General features: G+C 45.2%; 17 protein-coding genes and 1 tRNA gene. 12 read left to right on the forward strand and 6 right to left on the reverse strand.

All coding sequences use genetic code 11. The features are described 5' to 3' along the window. Positions 1–43 precede the first annotated feature (43 nt). Together JGK36_RS19300 and JGK36_RS19305 are read right to left on the reverse strand one after the other, a co-directional pair. Positions 44–706 carry a class I SAM-dependent methyltransferase gene (locus JGK36_RS19300; protein ID WP_293197373.1) on the reverse strand — a complete coding sequence of 221 codons (663 nt, stop codon included), beginning with the start codon at positions 704–706 and terminating at the stop codon, positions 44–46. A gap of 120 nt (positions 707–826) precedes the next feature. Next, a complete protein-coding gene (locus tag JGK36_RS19305; protein WP_293182902.1) occupies positions 827–1135 on the reverse strand; it encodes a hypothetical protein in 309 nt (102 codons plus the stop codon). A 341-nt stretch (positions 1136–1476) separates the two neighbouring features. On the opposite strand from JGK36_RS19305, the gene JGK36_RS19310 reads away from it, so the two are divergent. From JGK36_RS19310 to JGK36_RS19330, 5 genes are all read left to right on the forward strand, one after another. Next, the gene (locus tag JGK36_RS19310) at positions 1477–1947 is read left to right on the forward strand and encodes a MarR family transcriptional regulator (protein WP_293197375.1); all 471 of its coding nucleotides are present in this window, start codon (positions 1477–1479) and stop codon (positions 1945–1947) included. 166 nt (positions 1948–2113) lie between these two features. Further along, entirely contained in the window at positions 2114–3796 is a 1683-nt protein-coding gene (locus tag JGK36_RS19315) for an HlyD family secretion protein (protein ID WP_293182906.1), read from the forward strand. A gap of 506 nt (positions 3797–4302) precedes the next feature. Continuing rightward, positions 4303–4935 (forward strand): Panacea domain-containing protein, encoded by a 633-nt coding sequence (locus tag JGK36_RS19320; RefSeq protein WP_293197377.1) that lies wholly within the window; start codon positions 4303–4305, stop codon positions 4933–4935. A gap of 71 nt (positions 4936–5006) precedes the next feature. Beyond that, positions 5007–5405, forward strand: a complete 399-nt coding sequence (locus JGK36_RS19325) for a hypothetical protein (RefSeq protein WP_293197379.1) — start codon at positions 5007–5009, stop codon at positions 5403–5405. Positions 5406–5419: 14 nt separating this feature from the next. Then, a complete protein-coding gene (locus JGK36_RS19330) occupies positions 5420–5776 on the forward strand; it encodes a hypothetical protein (protein WP_293197381.1) in 357 nt (118 codons plus the stop codon). Between the two features lie 101 nt (positions 5777–5877). Here the strand turns inward: JGK36_RS19330 and JGK36_RS19335 are convergent, their stop codons facing one another. After that, positions 5878–6324 (reverse strand): hypothetical protein, encoded by a 447-nt coding sequence (locus JGK36_RS19335; protein ID WP_293197383.1) that lies wholly within the window; start codon positions 6322–6324, stop codon positions 5878–5880. Between the two features lie 197 nt (positions 6325–6521). Between JGK36_RS19335 and JGK36_RS19340 the strand changes: the two genes are divergently transcribed. Next, positions 6522–7925: an NB-ARC domain-containing protein gene (locus tag JGK36_RS19340; RefSeq protein ID WP_293197385.1), complete on the forward strand. Its 1404-nt coding sequence runs from the start codon at positions 6522–6524 to the stop codon at positions 7923–7925. 19 nt (positions 7926–7944) lie between these two features. Here the strand turns inward: JGK36_RS19340 and JGK36_RS19345 are convergent, their stop codons facing one another. Both JGK36_RS19345 and JGK36_RS19350 read right to left on the reverse strand, forming a co-directional pair. Continuing rightward, on the reverse strand, positions 7945–8355 hold the full coding sequence (locus JGK36_RS19345; protein WP_293197387.1) for a putative toxin-antitoxin system toxin component, PIN family: 411 nt from the start codon (positions 8353–8355) through the stop codon (positions 7945–7947). Continuing rightward, entirely contained in the window at positions 8345–8569 is a 225-nt protein-coding gene (locus JGK36_RS19350) for a hypothetical protein (protein ID WP_293197389.1), read from the reverse strand. Before JGK36_RS19350 ends, JGK36_RS19345 begins: the two co-directional genes overlap by 11 nt. Before the next feature lie 110 nt (positions 8570–8679). Here JGK36_RS19350 and JGK36_RS19355 point away from each other — a divergent pair, with 110 nt between their 5' ends. The 3 genes from JGK36_RS19355 (at position 8680) to JGK36_RS19365 (ending at position 10786) form a co-directional block, all read left to right on the forward strand. After that, a complete protein-coding gene (locus JGK36_RS19355; protein ID WP_293193523.1) occupies positions 8680–8847 on the forward strand; it encodes a hypothetical protein in 168 nt (55 codons plus the stop codon). A 39-nt stretch (positions 8848–8886) separates the two neighbouring features. Continuing rightward, a complete protein-coding gene (gene xth / locus JGK36_RS19360; RefSeq protein ID WP_293182924.1) occupies positions 8887–9672 on the forward strand; it encodes an exodeoxyribonuclease III in 786 nt (261 codons plus the stop codon). Positions 9673–9910: 238 nt separating this feature from the next. Next, complete coding sequence (locus tag JGK36_RS19365; protein WP_293197391.1) at positions 9911–10786, forward strand: SDR family oxidoreductase; 876 nt, start codon at positions 9911–9913, stop codon at positions 10784–10786. Between the two features lie 110 nt (positions 10787–10896). Here the strand turns inward: JGK36_RS19365 and JGK36_RS19370 are convergent. Beyond that, positions 10897–10970: transfer RNA gene (locus JGK36_RS19370), tRNA-Pro, on the reverse strand. 100 nt (positions 10971–11070) lie between these two features. On the opposite strand from JGK36_RS19370, the gene lipA reads away from it, so the two are divergent. The 3 genes from lipA to JGK36_RS19385 all read left to right on the forward strand — a co-directional run bounded on the left by lipA (position 11071) and on the right by JGK36_RS19385 (position 16107). Next, positions 11071–11940 carry a lipoyl synthase gene (lipA, locus tag JGK36_RS19375; RefSeq protein WP_293197393.1) on the forward strand — a complete coding sequence of 290 codons (870 nt, stop codon included), beginning with the start codon at positions 11071–11073 and terminating at the stop codon, positions 11938–11940. Positions 11941–13095: 1155 nt separating this feature from the next. Further along, the gene (sigC, locus tag JGK36_RS19380; protein ID WP_293182930.1) at positions 13096–14364 is read left to right on the forward strand and encodes an RNA polymerase sigma factor SigC; all 1269 of its coding nucleotides are present in this window, start codon (positions 13096–13098) and stop codon (positions 14362–14364) included. Between the two features lie 447 nt (positions 14365–14811). Beyond that, complete coding sequence (locus JGK36_RS19385; protein WP_293182933.1) at positions 14812–16107, forward strand: hypothetical protein; 1296 nt, start codon at positions 14812–14814, stop codon at positions 16105–16107. Positions 16108–16186 lie beyond the last annotated feature (79 nt).

A 16186-nucleotide genomic window follows, 5' to 3' on the forward strand; every position in this document is an offset into this window, starting at 1 on the left:
AATCAGCGGACTAAAGTCCTCACTACAAACATTTAAAAAAATCCTAACTTTGGCGGTAAGCAACTACCGCATAAAATGGATCGCCGCCTCCCATCCCCAGCATTTGCATAAAACTCGGCAAGCTAGACTGTTTAGCAATTACTTCCGGCTTGCTAAATCCGGGTATATTCGCTCCTTTGACGGAATCAAAGTAACCCTGGACTAATTTTACCCGATCGCCCTCCGAACCTTCCCGCCAAGCCGCAATTGCTTTCTGATAAAACATCCGGTTGGAAAAACTGATAATTGCGACGCCCCCCGGCTTCAAAATCCGGTGCATCTCGGCAAAAATCGCATCCGGGTTTTGCAAATACTGCACCGAAACGCAGTTGACAACCGCGTCAAACTCTGAATCGGGCAGTGGCAATTTAGGATTTGCGTTCAAATTCTGCACGAAATAATGATTCAGTCGGGGATTTTTTGCCAACTCCTCTTCATTCATGCCGTGTCCTTCGACATGAGCAAATTCCATTTCCTCGGGCAAGTGAGACACCCAACTGCTCATCATATCAAAAATCCGAGTATTCGGTTTCAGGCGTTCCCGATACAAGTCGGTTAGTTGCTGAATGAATCCCTCGTCTACGTGCGTCACAAACCGGGGATAGGAATAAAACAGATTGTCGTCGGTGTCGTCTAACTTGGTGCGCTGATTTCCTTGGAGTGGCATAACGTGCGATGTGCGATCGTAACTTTACTCTTCTTATTTTACTAATAATTAAGAAATGTAAACAGATTCCCCAGGATGGACTTTCCGGGACTCGCCTGATCCAATTTTAAATCATTCTCTTCAGAGTTTACTCAGTATTTTTATTATGCAAGACTCTGCTTCATTCAGCTTGTCACCACAGATTCCGGCTCGTTTATGCGTTGATTCAGAACTAAGAATAGCTGAATGAGCTGCTTCAAAATAAGGCATGAGCTGGCTCTTTATAGACGGATCGATCGACTCATTTTTTTTTAAATCATCACACAGGCTAGACACGGCCCATTTGGCATCACTCATCATTGTTGTTTCGTAGGCTTCTTGCACCTCGGATTGGGCGTTCTTTAATTGCTGAATGATTTGATCTAATTTTTTTCTTTGCTCTTCGCACATCACATTAATCACTCCTTGAGAGACTAAATTATATAGGAATAGAACAAATTATTATCGTCGGTATTATTGAACTTGGTGTACTGATTTCCTGGGACTAGAATAAAGTGCGATCGCAACTTTGAGCTTCCTATTTTAGGAATAATTAAGAAATCCAAACAAGTTTGACGAAAATTTAGCTGTTTTTTGCGATCGAGCGTGGGCGATCGCCCTCATTATACTGACTTACTTGCTGCCGACTCCATCTCAAATCTCAAATCCGATGACCGAAAATCCGCGATCGCCCCTTGACAGCTCCCAAATAACATCTTACACTAATAATACGAACGCTAAGTAATAAACCGATGGTTACTATATCCACAGTCGATCGCAAATATCTAGCTAGGTGGCACGACGTTCTCGCCCCCTACAGCCTGGGCTACCGCATCAAACTGCTAGGGCAGCTAGGGACTCGCAGGTTGCAAGAGATACTCGAACCATTTGGGCTGACACCATTTCACTGGTTGGTACTGTGCTGCTTGTGGCAAGAAGACGGGTTGCCAACTTCCAGTATTGGCGACAAACTGCAACAGGTAGGCGGTACACTCACAGGCGTACTCGATCGCATGGAAGAAAGAGGCTTAGTCCGCCGCGAGAGAGACACGCGCGATCGGCGGATTTGGCGAATTTGGCTAACGGATGCAGGCAGGGAACTGCAAGACGTGCTGCCACCGCTGGTGGCGGAGATCCGAGAGAAGTCAATGACTGGCATTTCCAAAGCCGATCGAGAACTCTTCTCCCAATTGATCGATCGGGCGATCGTCAATCTTTCCTAAACCGCCAACAAATAGCTCTTTCGACTGAAGCGCAGCAGCATCTACCTCAACTACATTAAAAACAACTCAAAAATACTACGCACTCTTAAAACAAGCAGTCTTACTAAATAAAAACTACGTACCCTAAACAAACGACATCTTACTAAAGTATCAGGAGTCAAATACCATGAAAGGCACAAACGAAATCAACCCAGAAGAATTCAACGGTAACGGCAAAGGCAAAGCAGTAGCCCTCTTAGAAAAGCCGATCGACAACACCATAGCAAAAAGCCTACCAGTAATCCCCGCGCCAGAAACAGAAATCAGCGCCCCCGCAGAGCTAAAAACCAGCCCAGAAACAGAAATCCAAGCACCCCTGCCGGCGCCGGAAACGCCGAAGAAAAAAGCCCCGAAAGCGATAATTTTAGCAGCGCTGGGCATCGGGGCGATCGCAGCAGGCAGCTTTGGCTACAATTATTGGCAATACGCCTCCATCCACCAAGAAACCGAAAACGCCACAGTAGCCGGACACATCCACCAAGTCAGCAGCCGCATCAACGGTACAGTCGGCGAAGTCTTAGTAGAAGATAACCAACAAGTAAAACCGGGCCAACTGCTGATCAAACTCGACCCCCGCGACTACCAAGTTAAACTGCAACAATCCCAAGCAGCCTTAGAAAACGCCCGCCGCCAAGCCGAAGCAGCCCAAGCGAATATTTCCCTAGCCTCTCAAACCAGCCAAGGTAAAACAGCCCAAGCCCAAGGAGATATCGGCACCGCCAACGCTGGCATTTCCACCGCCCAAGCAGCAATTAGAGAAGCCCAACAAGGCGTACCCGCAGCCGAAGCTGCTGTCGCTCAAGCTGAAGCCGGCGTACCCGCAGCGCAAGCGAAAGTCGCCCAAGCAGAAGCCGGAATTCCCCAAGCTCAAGCTAAAGTGACGGAAGCCGAAGCCGGAATTGCCGCAGCGCAAGCTCAGTTAGTGCAAGCGCAAGCTAATCTTGTGAAAACGCAAGCAGATTATAAACGGTACGAAAGTTTGCAGCAAGAAGGTGCGATCGCCGGCCAGCAATTAGACGCAGCGAGAGCCGCCTACGAAGTCGCCCAAGGCCAAACCACCGCAGCCCAACAAGGAATTGCCCAAGCTAGAGCCAGGTTAGCCCAAGCCAAGGAAGGCGTAACCGCAGCGATCGCAGCAGTAGCGCAAGCTCAAGAAGGAGTAAAGCAAGCTGAAGCTCAAGTCGCGCAAGCCAAAGTCGGCATCGCCAGCGCCCAAGCTAAAGTCGCTGTAGCCCAAGAAGGAATCAGCACCGCCGAAGCCAAACTGGCTGCATCGAAGGGCGGATTGCAACAAGCTCAAGCTACGGGCGAGCAAACTAAGGTCAGTCGATCGCAGTATGATGCTGCTAAGGCTGCGATCGCCCAATCGGAAGCTGCGGTTAAAGACGCTCAACTGCAACTTTCCTACACGAATATCACCGCACCCGCCGCCGGACAAATCGGGCGCAAATCGGTTGAAGTGGGGCAGCGGGTGCAGTCGGGAACTCCGTTAATGGCGATCGTCAGTAACGATTTATGGGTAATTGCTAACTTCAAAGAAACGCAACTGGCAAACATGAAACCAGGCCAAAAAGTAGAAATCAAATTAGATGCTTTTGGTAGCCGCAAATTTGAAGGTCGTCTCGATAGTTTTTCTCCCGCTTCTGGCGCTCAATTCTCCTTATTGCCTCCCGACAATGCCACGGGAAACTTCACCAAAGTAGTGCAGCGGATTCCGGTGAAAGTTGTGTTTGATGCCGAAAGCATTAAAGGCTATGAATCGCGGATTGCACCGGGGATGTCTGCTACTGTAAATGTTGAACTGAAATAAAATCAGGATTTACGCAGAAAATCATGTAGGTGTATACTGCCCTCACTGTCAAGATTTTCTGCGTCTAGAAGTCCCTCTCTCCGATTAAAACCTCATAGTTTGTGGGTGTGTATTGCTAGCCAGCGATTGGTGCGATGGCTTACCAGAAAGAATTGGTTTAAAGCCTCTCTTTTTTAGGGAGAAATTAAAATCAGACGATTCATTACTCCAATCCTCTGACTTCCAGGTAGAGGTCGCTGTCAACTGTCAACTGTCAACTGTCAACTGAATGAAGCCCCACTTCGCGACGACTCACTTTACCTCATCGTACTGGTACCCAATCAGTAATCTGTCGGCTGGCTACACGCGCTTTTTCAGAAAATGGGAGACGAAGGGCGATCGGGCTTTGACTCTCAGACCTGACTCTATTTCTATTTTTTCAGCATAAATCATACTATAATTTTAATTACGAGTATTGTAGAACAGTTTGCTATAATTATTTTAGTCAACGCTAAGAAATCCTAGCCATGACCCAAGCTCCTTCAATCAAAACTGAATATCAAGTAACTGTAAATTATCCAGTCTGGCAAAGAGTTGAGCAAATTGCTGAACAATTCAACTTGTCTGTTTCTGAACTATTGGAACATCTAGCTAAAGGTGAACTGAAAGTTGTTGCTGTTTCAACTAATTCGGAAACACTGAGCGATCGCGAGATTGCCAATTATTTCATTTGGTTAGCCTCGCAATTCGATGTAGAAATAAATGCTTACAAGCTACAAAAACTCGTGTATTACGCTCAAGCTTGGCATTTAGCAATTTATGGCACGCCACTCTTTAATGCGGATTTTCAAGCGTGGGTTCACGGCCCGGTGATTCCTGATTTACTAGAGAAGTATCAAAGCCAATTTAGCTGGGAACCAATTGTAGAAAGAATCGAGCGCCCGAAACTTTCTGAAGAAATCGGGGAATTTCTGGAAGAAGTTGCAGATGCCTATTTGGAGTATGATGATGAAACTTTGGAACGAATGATTTGCGGTGAAATGCCAAGGCAAGAAGCGAGAGGGGATTTGCCCAGAGACGCATCTTGTCATGGGATTATTTCTCAAGAATCGATGAAAAAATATTATTCGGGCCGTGTCAAAGAAGAAACCTCAGTCTAAAATCGTCCCTTCTCAAGGGAAACCGCACGCATAAATATGATACAATACAAACTACGCTCTTTGTAAAAGCCATGTCTCAAGCAACATTAACTGATGTTTCCTTGGATCCAATATTAGAGCGTTTGACGCAACTTGCCCAACTAGAACCTGACTGGGATTCTTATGGTGCATTAGCAATTTCGCCCGTTGCATTTGTAAAAGCCTGTCAGTTACTTATTCATATCAAATACTCTCTTTCGCCTTTAGTTGGCGATCTAATTTTACCCTATGATGCAGCACCAATTGCTAATGGTAGCCTACAACTGGAATGGCGAAGCCCACACGGCAATTTAGAAGTGGAAATTAAACCTGATATGAGTTTCAGCTATCTACTAATTAAGGGAGAGGGAAGCGAGAGAAAATTTGAGGAAAAAAACGAGGTGTCATTATCTGAAGTCCTGAATGTGGTGTCTCAGCTATTGATTGCATAAGTCAGGATGAGATAATGCTAGAAGAAATTGCAGACAATGATATTCTTTATCGTCGAATTCCTAATGTACATCTCTATGAGGATGGTACTGTAAAATCAGTTGCTTTCCAGGTTAGAGGAAAACCTGATAACAGTATCTCAGTTGAGTTAGCGAGGCTAACAACTCCCCAAGAAATTTTAGCTCGTGCGAGAAATCCTGACACTACTAAAGTGGGTGTTTTGGTAGCAGGATCTGCCCGTTCTTTAGGCTTCATTATCCGGCATGACCCCTTGGAGGATAATCCAGCTCATTGTCTGATTGAGGGCGAAAACAATAAAGTCAAGTGTAAACTATTGGCTGAGGCTACAACTATTTTAACTTTGCTTGAGTAAAGGCGATCGCACTTTTTGACAAATTGGGATGTAAGGGCGATCGCCCTTTTTTAGAAAATAGGGAGAGGAGTTTTTAAGACTCTATTTCCCACTTCTCTTAGTTAGTAATCTACATCGTAGTTCATCAAGAAATCAACTTGATTCCCCCCATCCCGATATCTCTTTGCGTCCAGTACATTAAACCTAAAAGAGCAAACCCCTTGTGCAAAGAAAGACCTGTTAGGAAAGTCAATATAGTTTTGACCTGTAGAACTGGTGGAAATATCTTTTGACCCAGTAATCTCCTTACCATCGCATAGCCTCGCGCTCCATCTGATAATAGCAGAAGAGTCTGGACTTGTTAGATTTACATAAAACCCAGCTATTCCCCAAGCATTAGAAGGTTTTTGATAGTCCTGATTCTTATTATATGTATCGCAAACTTGATTTACCAGACAGCTACCACGATTTTCTGGAACAGGCCATCGCTCTCCCGCTCGTGCGATTGAACCGAAAGAAAAACTCGATACAACAGTAACAAACAACAAACCCATTTTTAAGCGGTGCATCAGCTTTATTATCTTTATGGTGTCTATTTATAAATTATTTCCTAAATGCCAAAGTTTTTCAAGCCATATAAAGCCATGTTTAGTAGTTTTTTCCCCTCCCAACTAAGTCATAAAAAGTCATATTTAGCTGGTCAAGTTTGAAAAAGTCATATTTAGTTACGCTATAATCAAGTCGAACCCTTGCATCTGCGTGACTAATGGATATTGAAGAAGCCTTAAAGTTTACTGACAATCTAGCTTTAACTACTACGGGAAAACACTTAGATAGTCTGCAAAAAGCTATACTGCGCGGCGCTTGGGACAATCAAAAATATAAAGAAATTGCACAGGAACACCACCGCTCAGAGAAATATGTTAAAGAAGTTGGTTTCAAATTATGGAAACTTCTATCAGTTGCATTAGGCGAGGAACAAGTATCTAAAGCAAATTTTAGAGCAAAGCTGGAAAATTTACAAGTTTCCAATGTCTCACTCGTCGGGAATGGCTGTATTCATATTCGTAACATCTCCGCAGATACTTTTTACTCTCCCAAAGTCTCACAACCTGCACCGCAAGACAAGGATAAATTTCATGAAAAAACTAGCAATTCCGAACCTAAAATACATTTAGACTTATCCGACGCACCAGAACCCAACCTATTCTATAACCGCACATCCGAACTCTCCACCCTCGAAAACTGGATTTCAAGCCGCACCCGTCTCGTCACCATCCTCGGCTTATCAGGTATTGGCAAAACCGCGCTGACACTCCAACTAATCCCACAAATTCAACACGAATTCGATCGCATTATTTACCGCAGTTTCCGCAACTCCCCACCCCTGGCATCACTCCAAACCGACTTAATTCAATTCTGTAGGGGCGGTGCCCCCGTGCCCGCCCCCTCCCCCGAAGAAAGGGCAACCACGGGGGGATTGCCCCTACTAGAATATCTGCGATCGCACCGCTGTCTGATCGTACTCGATGATATCCAAACCATCTTCAGCAGCCAACAACTCGCAGGCCACTACCAACCAGGCTATGAAAATTACGGCACATTCTTCAAACAAATAGCAGAATCATCCCACAACAGTTGCCTAATCCTACTGAGTTGGGAAAAACCCAGAGAAATAGCCGCCTTAGAAGGCGAAAACCGCCCCTGCAAATCGCTGCAACTCAACGGTTTAGGCACGGAAGCACAAGAAATATTCAGAGAAAAAGGTTTAGCAGAACCGGAGAAATGGTCAGAACTAATCGACCTTTACCGAGGCAATCCCTTATGGTTAAATATAATTGCCACATTGATTCAAGACTTATTCGGCGGCAGCGTTTCCGAATTCTTATCCTATGATACCCTATTCTTAGGTGACTTAGAATCACTATTGGAGCAGCAGTGCGATCGGCTAACCGAACCAGAAAAACAAGTGATATCCTCGTTAGCTAGTGAAGCTGCACCAGTTGAAATATCAAAAATTTCAGCCCATCTCGAATTATCCCCATCAGCATTATTACAAGCTGTGCAATCCTTGGGACGGCGTTTATTAATTGAAAAAGTGAAACAAGGTCAGAAAACACTTTTCACACTCCAGCCTGTATTGATTGAGTATCTGAAAAACCAGCATTAATAACTGACTGAGTTGGCGATTAACTAAATCTATCAATAAACATATCGGGAGTAATAATTTCTACTGTCCTAAAAGGATTTAATATCAACAAATCCATATCCCCCGTAACAATTATATTGGCATTACCACTAACAGCCAACTCTAAAAACTTATTATCTTTTTCATCTCGACACACTGCGATTTTTTCGGTAATAGAGACTAACTGAGAAGAACTGATAAATTTCAGCAAAAATACCTTTCTGTCCTCTAAAGAAAGATACTTGTTAAACTTTTGACGATTCAGAACTTGCTCTAATTCTTTTAAAGTCGCTTCAGAATATAAAATTATTCCTTGTTTTTCTGCCAATTCGATCGCCCGAAATGGTACTGAGGTTTTAAAAAGCAAAGCACTGATTAAAACATTAGTATCGATCGCAAATCTATTCGTCATTATCGGCTAAAATCTCCTGTAATATTTCTGGTGTCAAGCCGCGCTGTTGTGCTTTATCAGAAATTTCTGCCATTACCTCTGTTAAAGTTTTGCTGTGTAAATTTTCTCTCAAAAACAATTGAATGATCGAGCTTAACTGTTTCTGAGTCTCAGGAGTAGCCCCTTCAAACGCCTTCTTAATATCTTCATCAACTTGAATTGTAATTGTTGTCATAACTAAAAAAATAAAAACTTAATAAGAAAACAATTTCTTGCTTAAATTTATTGTATCACAGGGTGTGAAGTTCAATTTCTAGGAAGACCCCATATCCCTCAGCTTGCGCCATGCTATCAGCCAAATCTGCCTCAATGCGCTTACGTGCGATTCACGCTCGGGATAGCTTCGCCGATCGCACATCCGAACTCACCAGCCTCAAACTGTACTATACTATAGAGCGTCCCACTGGCGACCATCGCTCACGAGCATCCCGATCGCACTCCGATGCAGAGTAAATCTAAAATCTAAAATCGACTAATCTATTACTTACTATAATGAAAATTGCCACCTGGAACGTCAACTCAATTCGCATCCGCATAGAACACATTACTAACTGGTTGCAAACCAACCAAATCGACGTTCTCTGCTTGCAAGAAACCAAAGTTACAGACAAAGACTTTCCCCTGCAACCCTTCCTCGACATCGGCTACAACTGCTACATCTCCGGTCAAAAATCCTACAACGGCGTCGCTATTTTTAGCCGATCGCCCCTGTCACAAGTCAGCGCCGGATTTGCCCCCATTCTCGGCGACGCAACCGTCGGCAGCTTCGACGAACAAAAGCGCCTCATAGCCGGGGTTATAGACGATATTTGCATCATTTCCGTATACGTTCCCAACGGTTCCGAGGTTGGTTCCGAGAAGTATCAATACAAACTGCATTGGCTCAAACTGCTGCAAGAATACCTGAAAATAGCACTAGACAAATCGCCCAACCTGTGCATTTGTGGCGACTTCAACATCGTACCGGACGATCGAGATATATACAATCCCAAAGCTGCTGCAAACTCCGTTGGCCTATCAATACCCGAACGCCAAGCATTAACAGAAATCACCGAATTAGGATTAAACGACCCCTTTCGCAAATTCACATCAGAAGGCGGACATTATAGCTGGTGGGACTACCGCGCCGCCGCATTTCCCCGCAACAACGGCTGGAGAATCGACCACCATTATCTCAGTTTGCCCTTGTACGAACAAGCAAAAAACTGTACAATAGACATGGCTCCCAGAAAATTAGTTAAACCCAGCGACCACGCCCCCGTAATTGTCGAAATTTGATTTATCAGTTATAAATAGGACTAAGGCAAAAGAAACCCGGTTTCTACCATAAATCTTAGGTTGAGCAACGAGAAATTCAAGAAACCGGGTTTCTAAAACCCTAGGTGATGCTTGGCAAAAGAAACCCGGTTTCTAACATAAATCTTAGGTTAAGCAACGAGAAATTTAAGAAACCGGGTTTCTAAAACCCTAGCTTCTTTCTTCTTCCTTCTTCTATAACAACCAACACCCAAAAATCATGTTCTTAGTAACTGGAGCAACAGGCCCACTAGGCCGCCGAATAGTACGAGAAATCAGACAGCAAGACAAACCTGTCCGCGCATTTGTTCGCCTCGCTTCTCGCTATTCAGAACTAGAAAACCGAGGCGCCGAAATTTTTATCGGCGACTTGAAACAAGACAAAGATATCAAAAAAACTTGCCAAGGAGTGCAGTACATCATCAGCACCCACGGCACCGGCGGCGACGTTCAAGCAGTACACTACCGCGCCAACATAGAACTGATCGACTGCGCCAAAGAAGCCGGAGTTGAGCACTTTGTATTTCTTTCTGTACTGGGAGTCGATCGCGGATACGAAGATTCAGCAGTATTCAAAGCCAAGCGAGAAGTCGAAAAATACCTGCAAAACAGCGGATTAAATTATACCATTTTGCGGCCAGCCGGTTTCGCTTCGAGTTTGCTGCCCCTAGCAGAAAGATTTCGAGAAACCGGACTTTACCTGCTGATTGGCGACGGCAAAAACCGCACCTCTGTTGTCAGTACCGACGACTTGGCTCATATTGCAGCAGACTCGCCAACAGTAGAAGGCGCGCGCAACCAAATTTTATCAGTCGGCGGCCCCGATGTGCTGACCAGAGACGACATTGCCCGCATTTTTGGCCGCTTATTCAAGCGCGAACCGATCGTAATTAACCCGCCAATGGTTGTCTTTGACGGATTGCGAAATGCCGTGGGTTTATTGAACCCTCAAGCTCAAAAAGGCTTGGGAACTTTGCGGGTATTGCTGGCTAACGAGTTTTTCTGCACTCCCGAAGAAGTCCAGCACTTAGAATCTATTTACGGCATGAGAATGGAATCCCTAGAAAGCTTTTTGCGGCGCAATTTGAGCGTTTAAAAAACTCGTTCGCAGTTGCGCTTATTTCTCGTTACCAGGCAGAGCCTGGTAATGAATATCCAGAGGCTCTGCCTCGAAATTGCTGCGGAATATCCGATTTACTTTAACAATCGGGATGACAGGATTTGAACCTGCGACCCCCTCGTCCCGAACGAGGTGCGCTACCAAGCTGCGCTACATCCCGAAATTAGTCAATAGATTTTTATGATATCACATTTTTAAGTCAAAACTTAGCCACCTCCTAGTATAATGTTTTGTAAAACACTACTCAGACGGAGGCAGGCGTGACAGTTAAGCCCCAGTGGTTGCGAGTTAAAGCCCCCCAATGGGAGCGCGTCGGCAACGTCAAAGAAATTTTGCGGGATTTATCCCTGAATACGGTTTGCGAGGAGGCGTCGTGTCCGAACATCGGCGAATGCTTCAACGCAGGTACTGCTACATTTTTGATTATGGGGCCGGCTTGTACCCGCGCCTGTCCTTACTGCGATATCGATTTTGAGAAAAAGCCCCAAGCTTTAGATCCGACGGAACCCCAAAGATTGGCGCAGGCGGTGCAGCGACTCAAACTCAATCACGTTGTGATTACTTCTGTTAACCGCGACGATTTGCCGGATGGGGGCGCGTCTCAGTTTGTCGAGTGCATTCAAGCTGTACGATCGACAATGCCCGATACAACTATAGAAGTTTTGATTCCCGACTTGTGCGGCAACTGGCAAGCTTTAGAAATTATTCTCGCAGCCCGGCCCGAGGTACTCAACCACAATACCGAAACCGTAAAGCGACTTTACCGCAAGGTGCGGCCGCAAGGAAAGTACGATCGCACCCTGGAACTCTTACAGCGCAGCCGCCAACTCGCACCGGGCGTTTATACCAAATCCGGGATTATGGTGGGACTGGGAGAAACAGATGCCGAAATTCGCGAGGCGATGCAAGACTTGCGGGCTGTTGGCTGCGATATTTTGACCCTGGGACAGTACCTGCAACCGACTCAAAAGCACTTGAACGTTGAAAATTTTGTGCCGCCGGAACAGTTTGATGCTTGGAGAAAGTTTGGCGAATCTTTGGGATTCTTGCAAGTTGTCGCTTCTCCCTTAACTCGCAGTTCCTATCACGCCGAACAGGTGAGAGAATTGATGAAACTTTACCCGCGCTAGTAATTTAAGTTTAACTGAACTGGCGCGAGAGAGAATGATTGTCACTCAAACTCGATCGGGTAACAGCATTGTTAAACAGTTGACAGTTGACAGTTGACAGTTGAGTGCGAAGTGATAAGAACGGAGATTTAAACTCCGCTCTTATCACAATCTGCCGACCTGAGTAAGGGCTTCAAACCCATGCTATTCGGTGACAATTTAACCTAGGGAAGCATTTGCTCCTCAGCAATTATACTTACAGCTTGCTCTAATTTTGGGTGAAAAACTGAGATTTAGGCGATCGATATAGCTGCAAGCTTCCCTAACGTCCGGAGTGCCATATCGATCGCCCCTCGCCCCCAAATTGCGAATTTTACACTCCTAAAAAAACAGTTTTTTCGGTAATCTTACTGATTGACAAATGCAATGCCATTCTTAACTTTTCACCAATAGGTAACGGCGAGGAAAAACCTACGCTTTCTGTGCCAGCGGGAGTTCAAAAGACCCGGTTTTTGATGCCGATCATATTGGGTGAGGTTAAATGGGAAGCCCCAGCCAACACCAAAAAAGTTATAGATCGATCGCCACATCCAACTCCCAACCTACGCCAAATACATCGATTAACCGGGTTTTTTCCTGGAATTCCTGGGTTGAAATGCCGAATTTTTGTCAGGAAACCCGGTTTTTCCCTTAACTGCCAACTCGATAAGGGAGACTCAAAAAACCATGAATCTCATATGGTGCAAGGGATTAAGCTTCCTGTGAGCTGTGGGGTATTTAATCAAGAACCCCGAATTATATAAAGTTTTATTAAAAAAATCCCTATTTTGGCGAAGTGATCGGGAACGAGGTTATTGGTGATGAAGATTAACTTAACTTCTGACCTTGGTCACTTGTTTATAGCCAGTCTCTATCTATACTAGCTATATAAACAAAGAAGTACAACGCACTTTTCGGGGCTTCAAACTGTTACATCAGAAAGTTCTTAGCGTTTTCCCGAATCTTGGTAAAACAAGTGGGGCAGCCAAAGCTCGATCTCTCCAACAGCACAAAAGTCAGAAAAGTTAGTAAAGAAACAAACAGCGGTGATGCTTCGTCTTAACAAAGTGGGCATCATAATTATAAATAACCGCTAAGCGTAGCATCTTTTCACCCGGAGCCATTGAGAAAATCACTATGCCAGCCACCTCTTTTTACGCTCAAGCTGAATTCGACGAACAACTGCGAGTCAATCCCTTGCAAGATGTAGATGTGTTGGATGAAGATGCTGAAGAAGCTGGAGACGAACCCATCGACCAAGACTCAGCAGAGACTGAAGATGCAGACACAGCATCCAAATTGCAAAAAAACGCTAGCCGCCGCACTACAGATTTAGTGCGCCTGTACTTACAGGAAATCGGTCGGGTCCGTCTCTTGGGTAGAGACGAAGAAGTCTCCGAAGCTCAAAAAGTTCAGCGCTACATCAAATTGCTGGAATTGCGCAACACCGTCGCTTCCCAGGAAGAAGGGCTGATTCAAAGCTTCGTGCATTTAATAGAAGTGCGCGATCGCCTGTCTGCACAATTGGGACACAAACCTTCCCTGGAACGCTGGGCATTAACCGCAGGCATCAGTGACGTGCCAGAACTCAAGCGAATTATGGCCGAAGGCAAGCGCCAGTGGGCAGAATTGGCCGAGATGACGGTAGAGGCGATCGAAAAAATTCAAGCTGAAGGCATCGAAGCTAAAGACCACATGATTAAGGCGAATTTGCGCCTGGTGGTTTCCGTGGCAAAAAAATATCAAAATCGCGGTTTAGAATTGCTCGATTTAATACAAGAAGGTACTCTCGGACTGGAACGAGCTGTCGAAAAGTTCGACCCGACACGGGGCTATCGGTTTAGCACATACGCCTACTGGTGGATTCGCCAGGGAATCACGCGGGCGATCGCGACTCAAAGCCGCACCATCCGCCTCCCCGTCCACATCACCGAAAAACTTAACAAAATCAAGAAAGCCCAGCGCAAAATATCTCAAGAAAAAGGTCGCACAGCTACGATCGAAGATATCGGCGTCGAATTGGACATGACTGCCGCTCAAGTTCGGGAAGTATTGCTGCGAGTTCCTCGCTCTGTTTCTCTGGAAACTAAAGTGGGCAACGAAAAAGATACAGAGTTGGGCGACTTACTCGAAACCGACAGCATCTCGCCAGAAGAAATGCTGATGCGAGAAGCTCTGCACCGCGACTTGCAACAATTGTTGGCAGATTTGACTAGCCGCGAACGAGATGTTATTCTGATGCGCTTTGGTTTGGGCGACGGACACCCCTACTCCTTGGCAGAAATCGGTCGAGCTCTGGACTTGTCCCGCGAGCGAGTCCGCCAAATTGAAGCCAAAGCTTTGCAAAAACTCCGCCAACCCAAGCGTCGCAACCGCGTGCGCGACTATCTTGAGTCTCTGACTTAAATTAGCTGGTGTGCATTTACTGACAAATAGGGTTTAAGGCTTCGTCCTTATAGGACGGCTTTCATCATAGGGTATGTATTGTGGATGCGCGAGATCTAAAAATCCGGTCTCAACTCTAGAATCCCAAAACAATCCTATAGGTTGAGGCATCAACCTATAGGGCTAGGCAATATCAAACAAGCGATGCTTGCTTTGTCTGTTTGAATCCAGAATCCCGATTCCTCAAGGTTCGGGAGTATGTCAGTGTATTGGTAATGTCCGTTTCTGGATCTAGGTAGAAGGCAGAAGACAGAAAGCATAAAGCAGAAGAAAAAATTATTACTTCTACACGATTTCTCTGTCTAATTACTAGAAACACGAATATTGGAGTATATTGGGGTAAGTCAATAGATCGGCTTTGCAACTTGATTTGAAAATCAGAGTTCAACAAACATCTCAGGTCGAAAGATGCTAAAACCTCAAAAAGGATTTTCCATTGCCACTAAGTCAGTCAAGGCGAAATTGCTTCGTTCTGGTTTTGATATGCAGCCAACTAAGGCAGCCTATAACGAGATAGTTCATTTCTATTTCCTACTAATTGCCGAAGCTCCTCAAGGCATCCTGACAAAAGAAAATGGAGGCTGGCGTTACTACGAGCTACTCACGGCTAATCATCCTTTCGTAAAAGGCTTTCCTTCTGGGATGAAGAGAGCAGCCATCAGGCAAGCAATTGGTGCTTATAAAAGCTGGAATTCAACCTATCAAAAATGGTTGAATCGCCCAAAAAGGCTCAAGCACCACAAGCCACCGCTCCATCAAGGAGCGTTTAACTTTAACCCTCAGTACGATGCTGGGATGTGGAAAGAGGATGATGGTTTTTCTATTGTTCTAAAGATGCTGGTAGGCGATTCATGGAAGTGGATAAAACATCAGTATCAATGCCCTGACGTTCCGACCCAATGGGTAAAAGGCTCCCCTAGAGTGCAGGTTCAAAACGGTTCTTTGTGGATAGTTTTTCCACTTGAAAAATACGTTCCTGCTACGGGTGGCATCAAAGGAATCATGGCAAAAAGCACGTTTCGGACCTGCGGAATTGACATGGATCTCGACAAGTTCATCGTCATTGCTAGCATCCTAGAAACCAACGACAGAGGCGAAACGACTGAAGTCGCTAGACATTTCATTAACCAGTCGCGTCATGTAGCTCGTAGGAAGCGGAATCTAGGAAATATCGCCATCAAAATGGGCAAAACGGGAATCATTTCCCGTGGCTTTGCTAAAAAAGCATGGGACTCTTTATCTGCTGTGGAAATTGAATATTCAAGAGCCGTATCCCGCGAGCTTGTTGAGTTGGCCAATCATTGGCGGGCAAATGTGATTAGCTTTGAGCATCTGGGAAATTTGCGACCCAAACGCGGGAAATATTCAAGACGCTCAAATCAAAAACGTGCTTACTGGTTGAAAGGCAAAATCTATGAACAAGTCAAACGAATTGCTTATCAAGATTATGCAATTCTCACAACTCGCGTTAGTCCGATGAATACGAGCCGTCTTACCCCTTGGGGCGAGCCTGTCTGGAGAGGATGCAAATTCCCTTCAAGCCCGACTGAGTTTGATAGCTATCGACCGGGGGCTGCATTAGTAGCAACTGTGGATGGGTACAAAGCTCATAGTGGTTTAAATGCCGCTCGTAATGTGGCTCTAAAAGCAATTAAGCGCCATCTTTCAGAGGTGATGCTTCATCAAAAAAGCCTACAGCAGTAATGCTTGAGGTGTGCAATTAAACTAGAACGGTGTTTGGCGACTACCACTTTAATTGTACGAGGCTTGGGTAAACTGCCTA

The sequence above is a fragment of the Microcoleus sp. PH2017_35_SFW_U_B genome (assembly GCF_020737865.1).
Classification (GTDB): domain Bacteria; phylum Cyanobacteriota; class Cyanobacteriia; order Cyanobacteriales; family Microcoleaceae; genus Microcoleus.

What these genes read in the sequence shown, in the direction of transcription:
- JGK36_RS19345 (WP_293197387.1), bottom strand. Translation starts at nt 8,355, where the DNA reads ATGACGAATAGATTTGCGATCGATACTAATGTTTTAATCAGTGCTTTG.
- JGK36_RS19340 (WP_293197385.1), top strand. Translation starts at nt 6,522, where the DNA reads ATGGATATTGAAGAAGCCTTAAAGTTTACTGACAATCTAGCTTTAACT.
- JGK36_RS19320 (WP_293197377.1), top strand. Translation starts at nt 4,303, where the DNA reads ATGACCCAAGCTCCTTCAATCAAAACTGAATATCAAGTAACTGTAAAT.
- JGK36_RS19310 (WP_293197375.1), top strand. Translation starts at nt 1,477, where the DNA reads ATGGTTACTATATCCACAGTCGATCGCAAATATCTAGCTAGGTGGCAC.
- xth (WP_293182924.1), top strand. Translation starts at nt 8,887, where the DNA reads ATGAAAATTGCCACCTGGAACGTCAACTCAATTCGCATCCGCATAGAA.
- sigC (WP_293182930.1), top strand. Translation starts at nt 13,096, where the DNA reads ATGCCAGCCACCTCTTTTTACGCTCAAGCTGAATTCGACGAACAACTG.
- JGK36_RS19350 (WP_293197389.1), bottom strand. Translation starts at nt 8,569, where the DNA reads ATGACAACAATTACAATTCAAGTTGATGAAGATATTAAGAAGGCGTTT.
- JGK36_RS19335 (WP_293197383.1), bottom strand. Translation starts at nt 6,324, where the DNA reads ATGCACCGCTTAAAAATGGGTTTGTTGTTTGTTACTGTTGTATCGAGT.
- JGK36_RS19355 (WP_293193523.1), top strand. Translation starts at nt 8,680, where the DNA reads ATGCTATCAGCCAAATCTGCCTCAATGCGCTTACGTGCGATTCACGCT.
- JGK36_RS19325 (WP_293197379.1), top strand. Translation starts at nt 5,007, where the DNA reads ATGTCTCAAGCAACATTAACTGATGTTTCCTTGGATCCAATATTAGAG.
- JGK36_RS19300 (WP_293197373.1), bottom strand. Translation starts at nt 706, where the DNA reads ATGCCACTCCAAGGAAATCAGCGCACCAAGTTAGACGACACCGACGAC.
- JGK36_RS19315 (WP_293182906.1), top strand. Translation starts at nt 2,114, where the DNA reads ATGAAAGGCACAAACGAAATCAACCCAGAAGAATTCAACGGTAACGGC.
- JGK36_RS19330 (WP_293197381.1), top strand. Translation starts at nt 5,420, where the DNA reads ATGCTAGAAGAAATTGCAGACAATGATATTCTTTATCGTCGAATTCCT.
- JGK36_RS19385 (WP_293182933.1), top strand. Translation starts at nt 14,812, where the DNA reads ATGCTAAAACCTCAAAAAGGATTTTCCATTGCCACTAAGTCAGTCAAG.
- JGK36_RS19305 (WP_293182902.1), bottom strand. Translation starts at nt 1,135, where the DNA reads ATGTGCGAAGAGCAAAGAAAAAAATTAGATCAAATCATTCAGCAATTA.
- JGK36_RS19365 (WP_293197391.1), top strand. Translation starts at nt 9,911, where the DNA reads ATGTTCTTAGTAACTGGAGCAACAGGCCCACTAGGCCGCCGAATAGTA.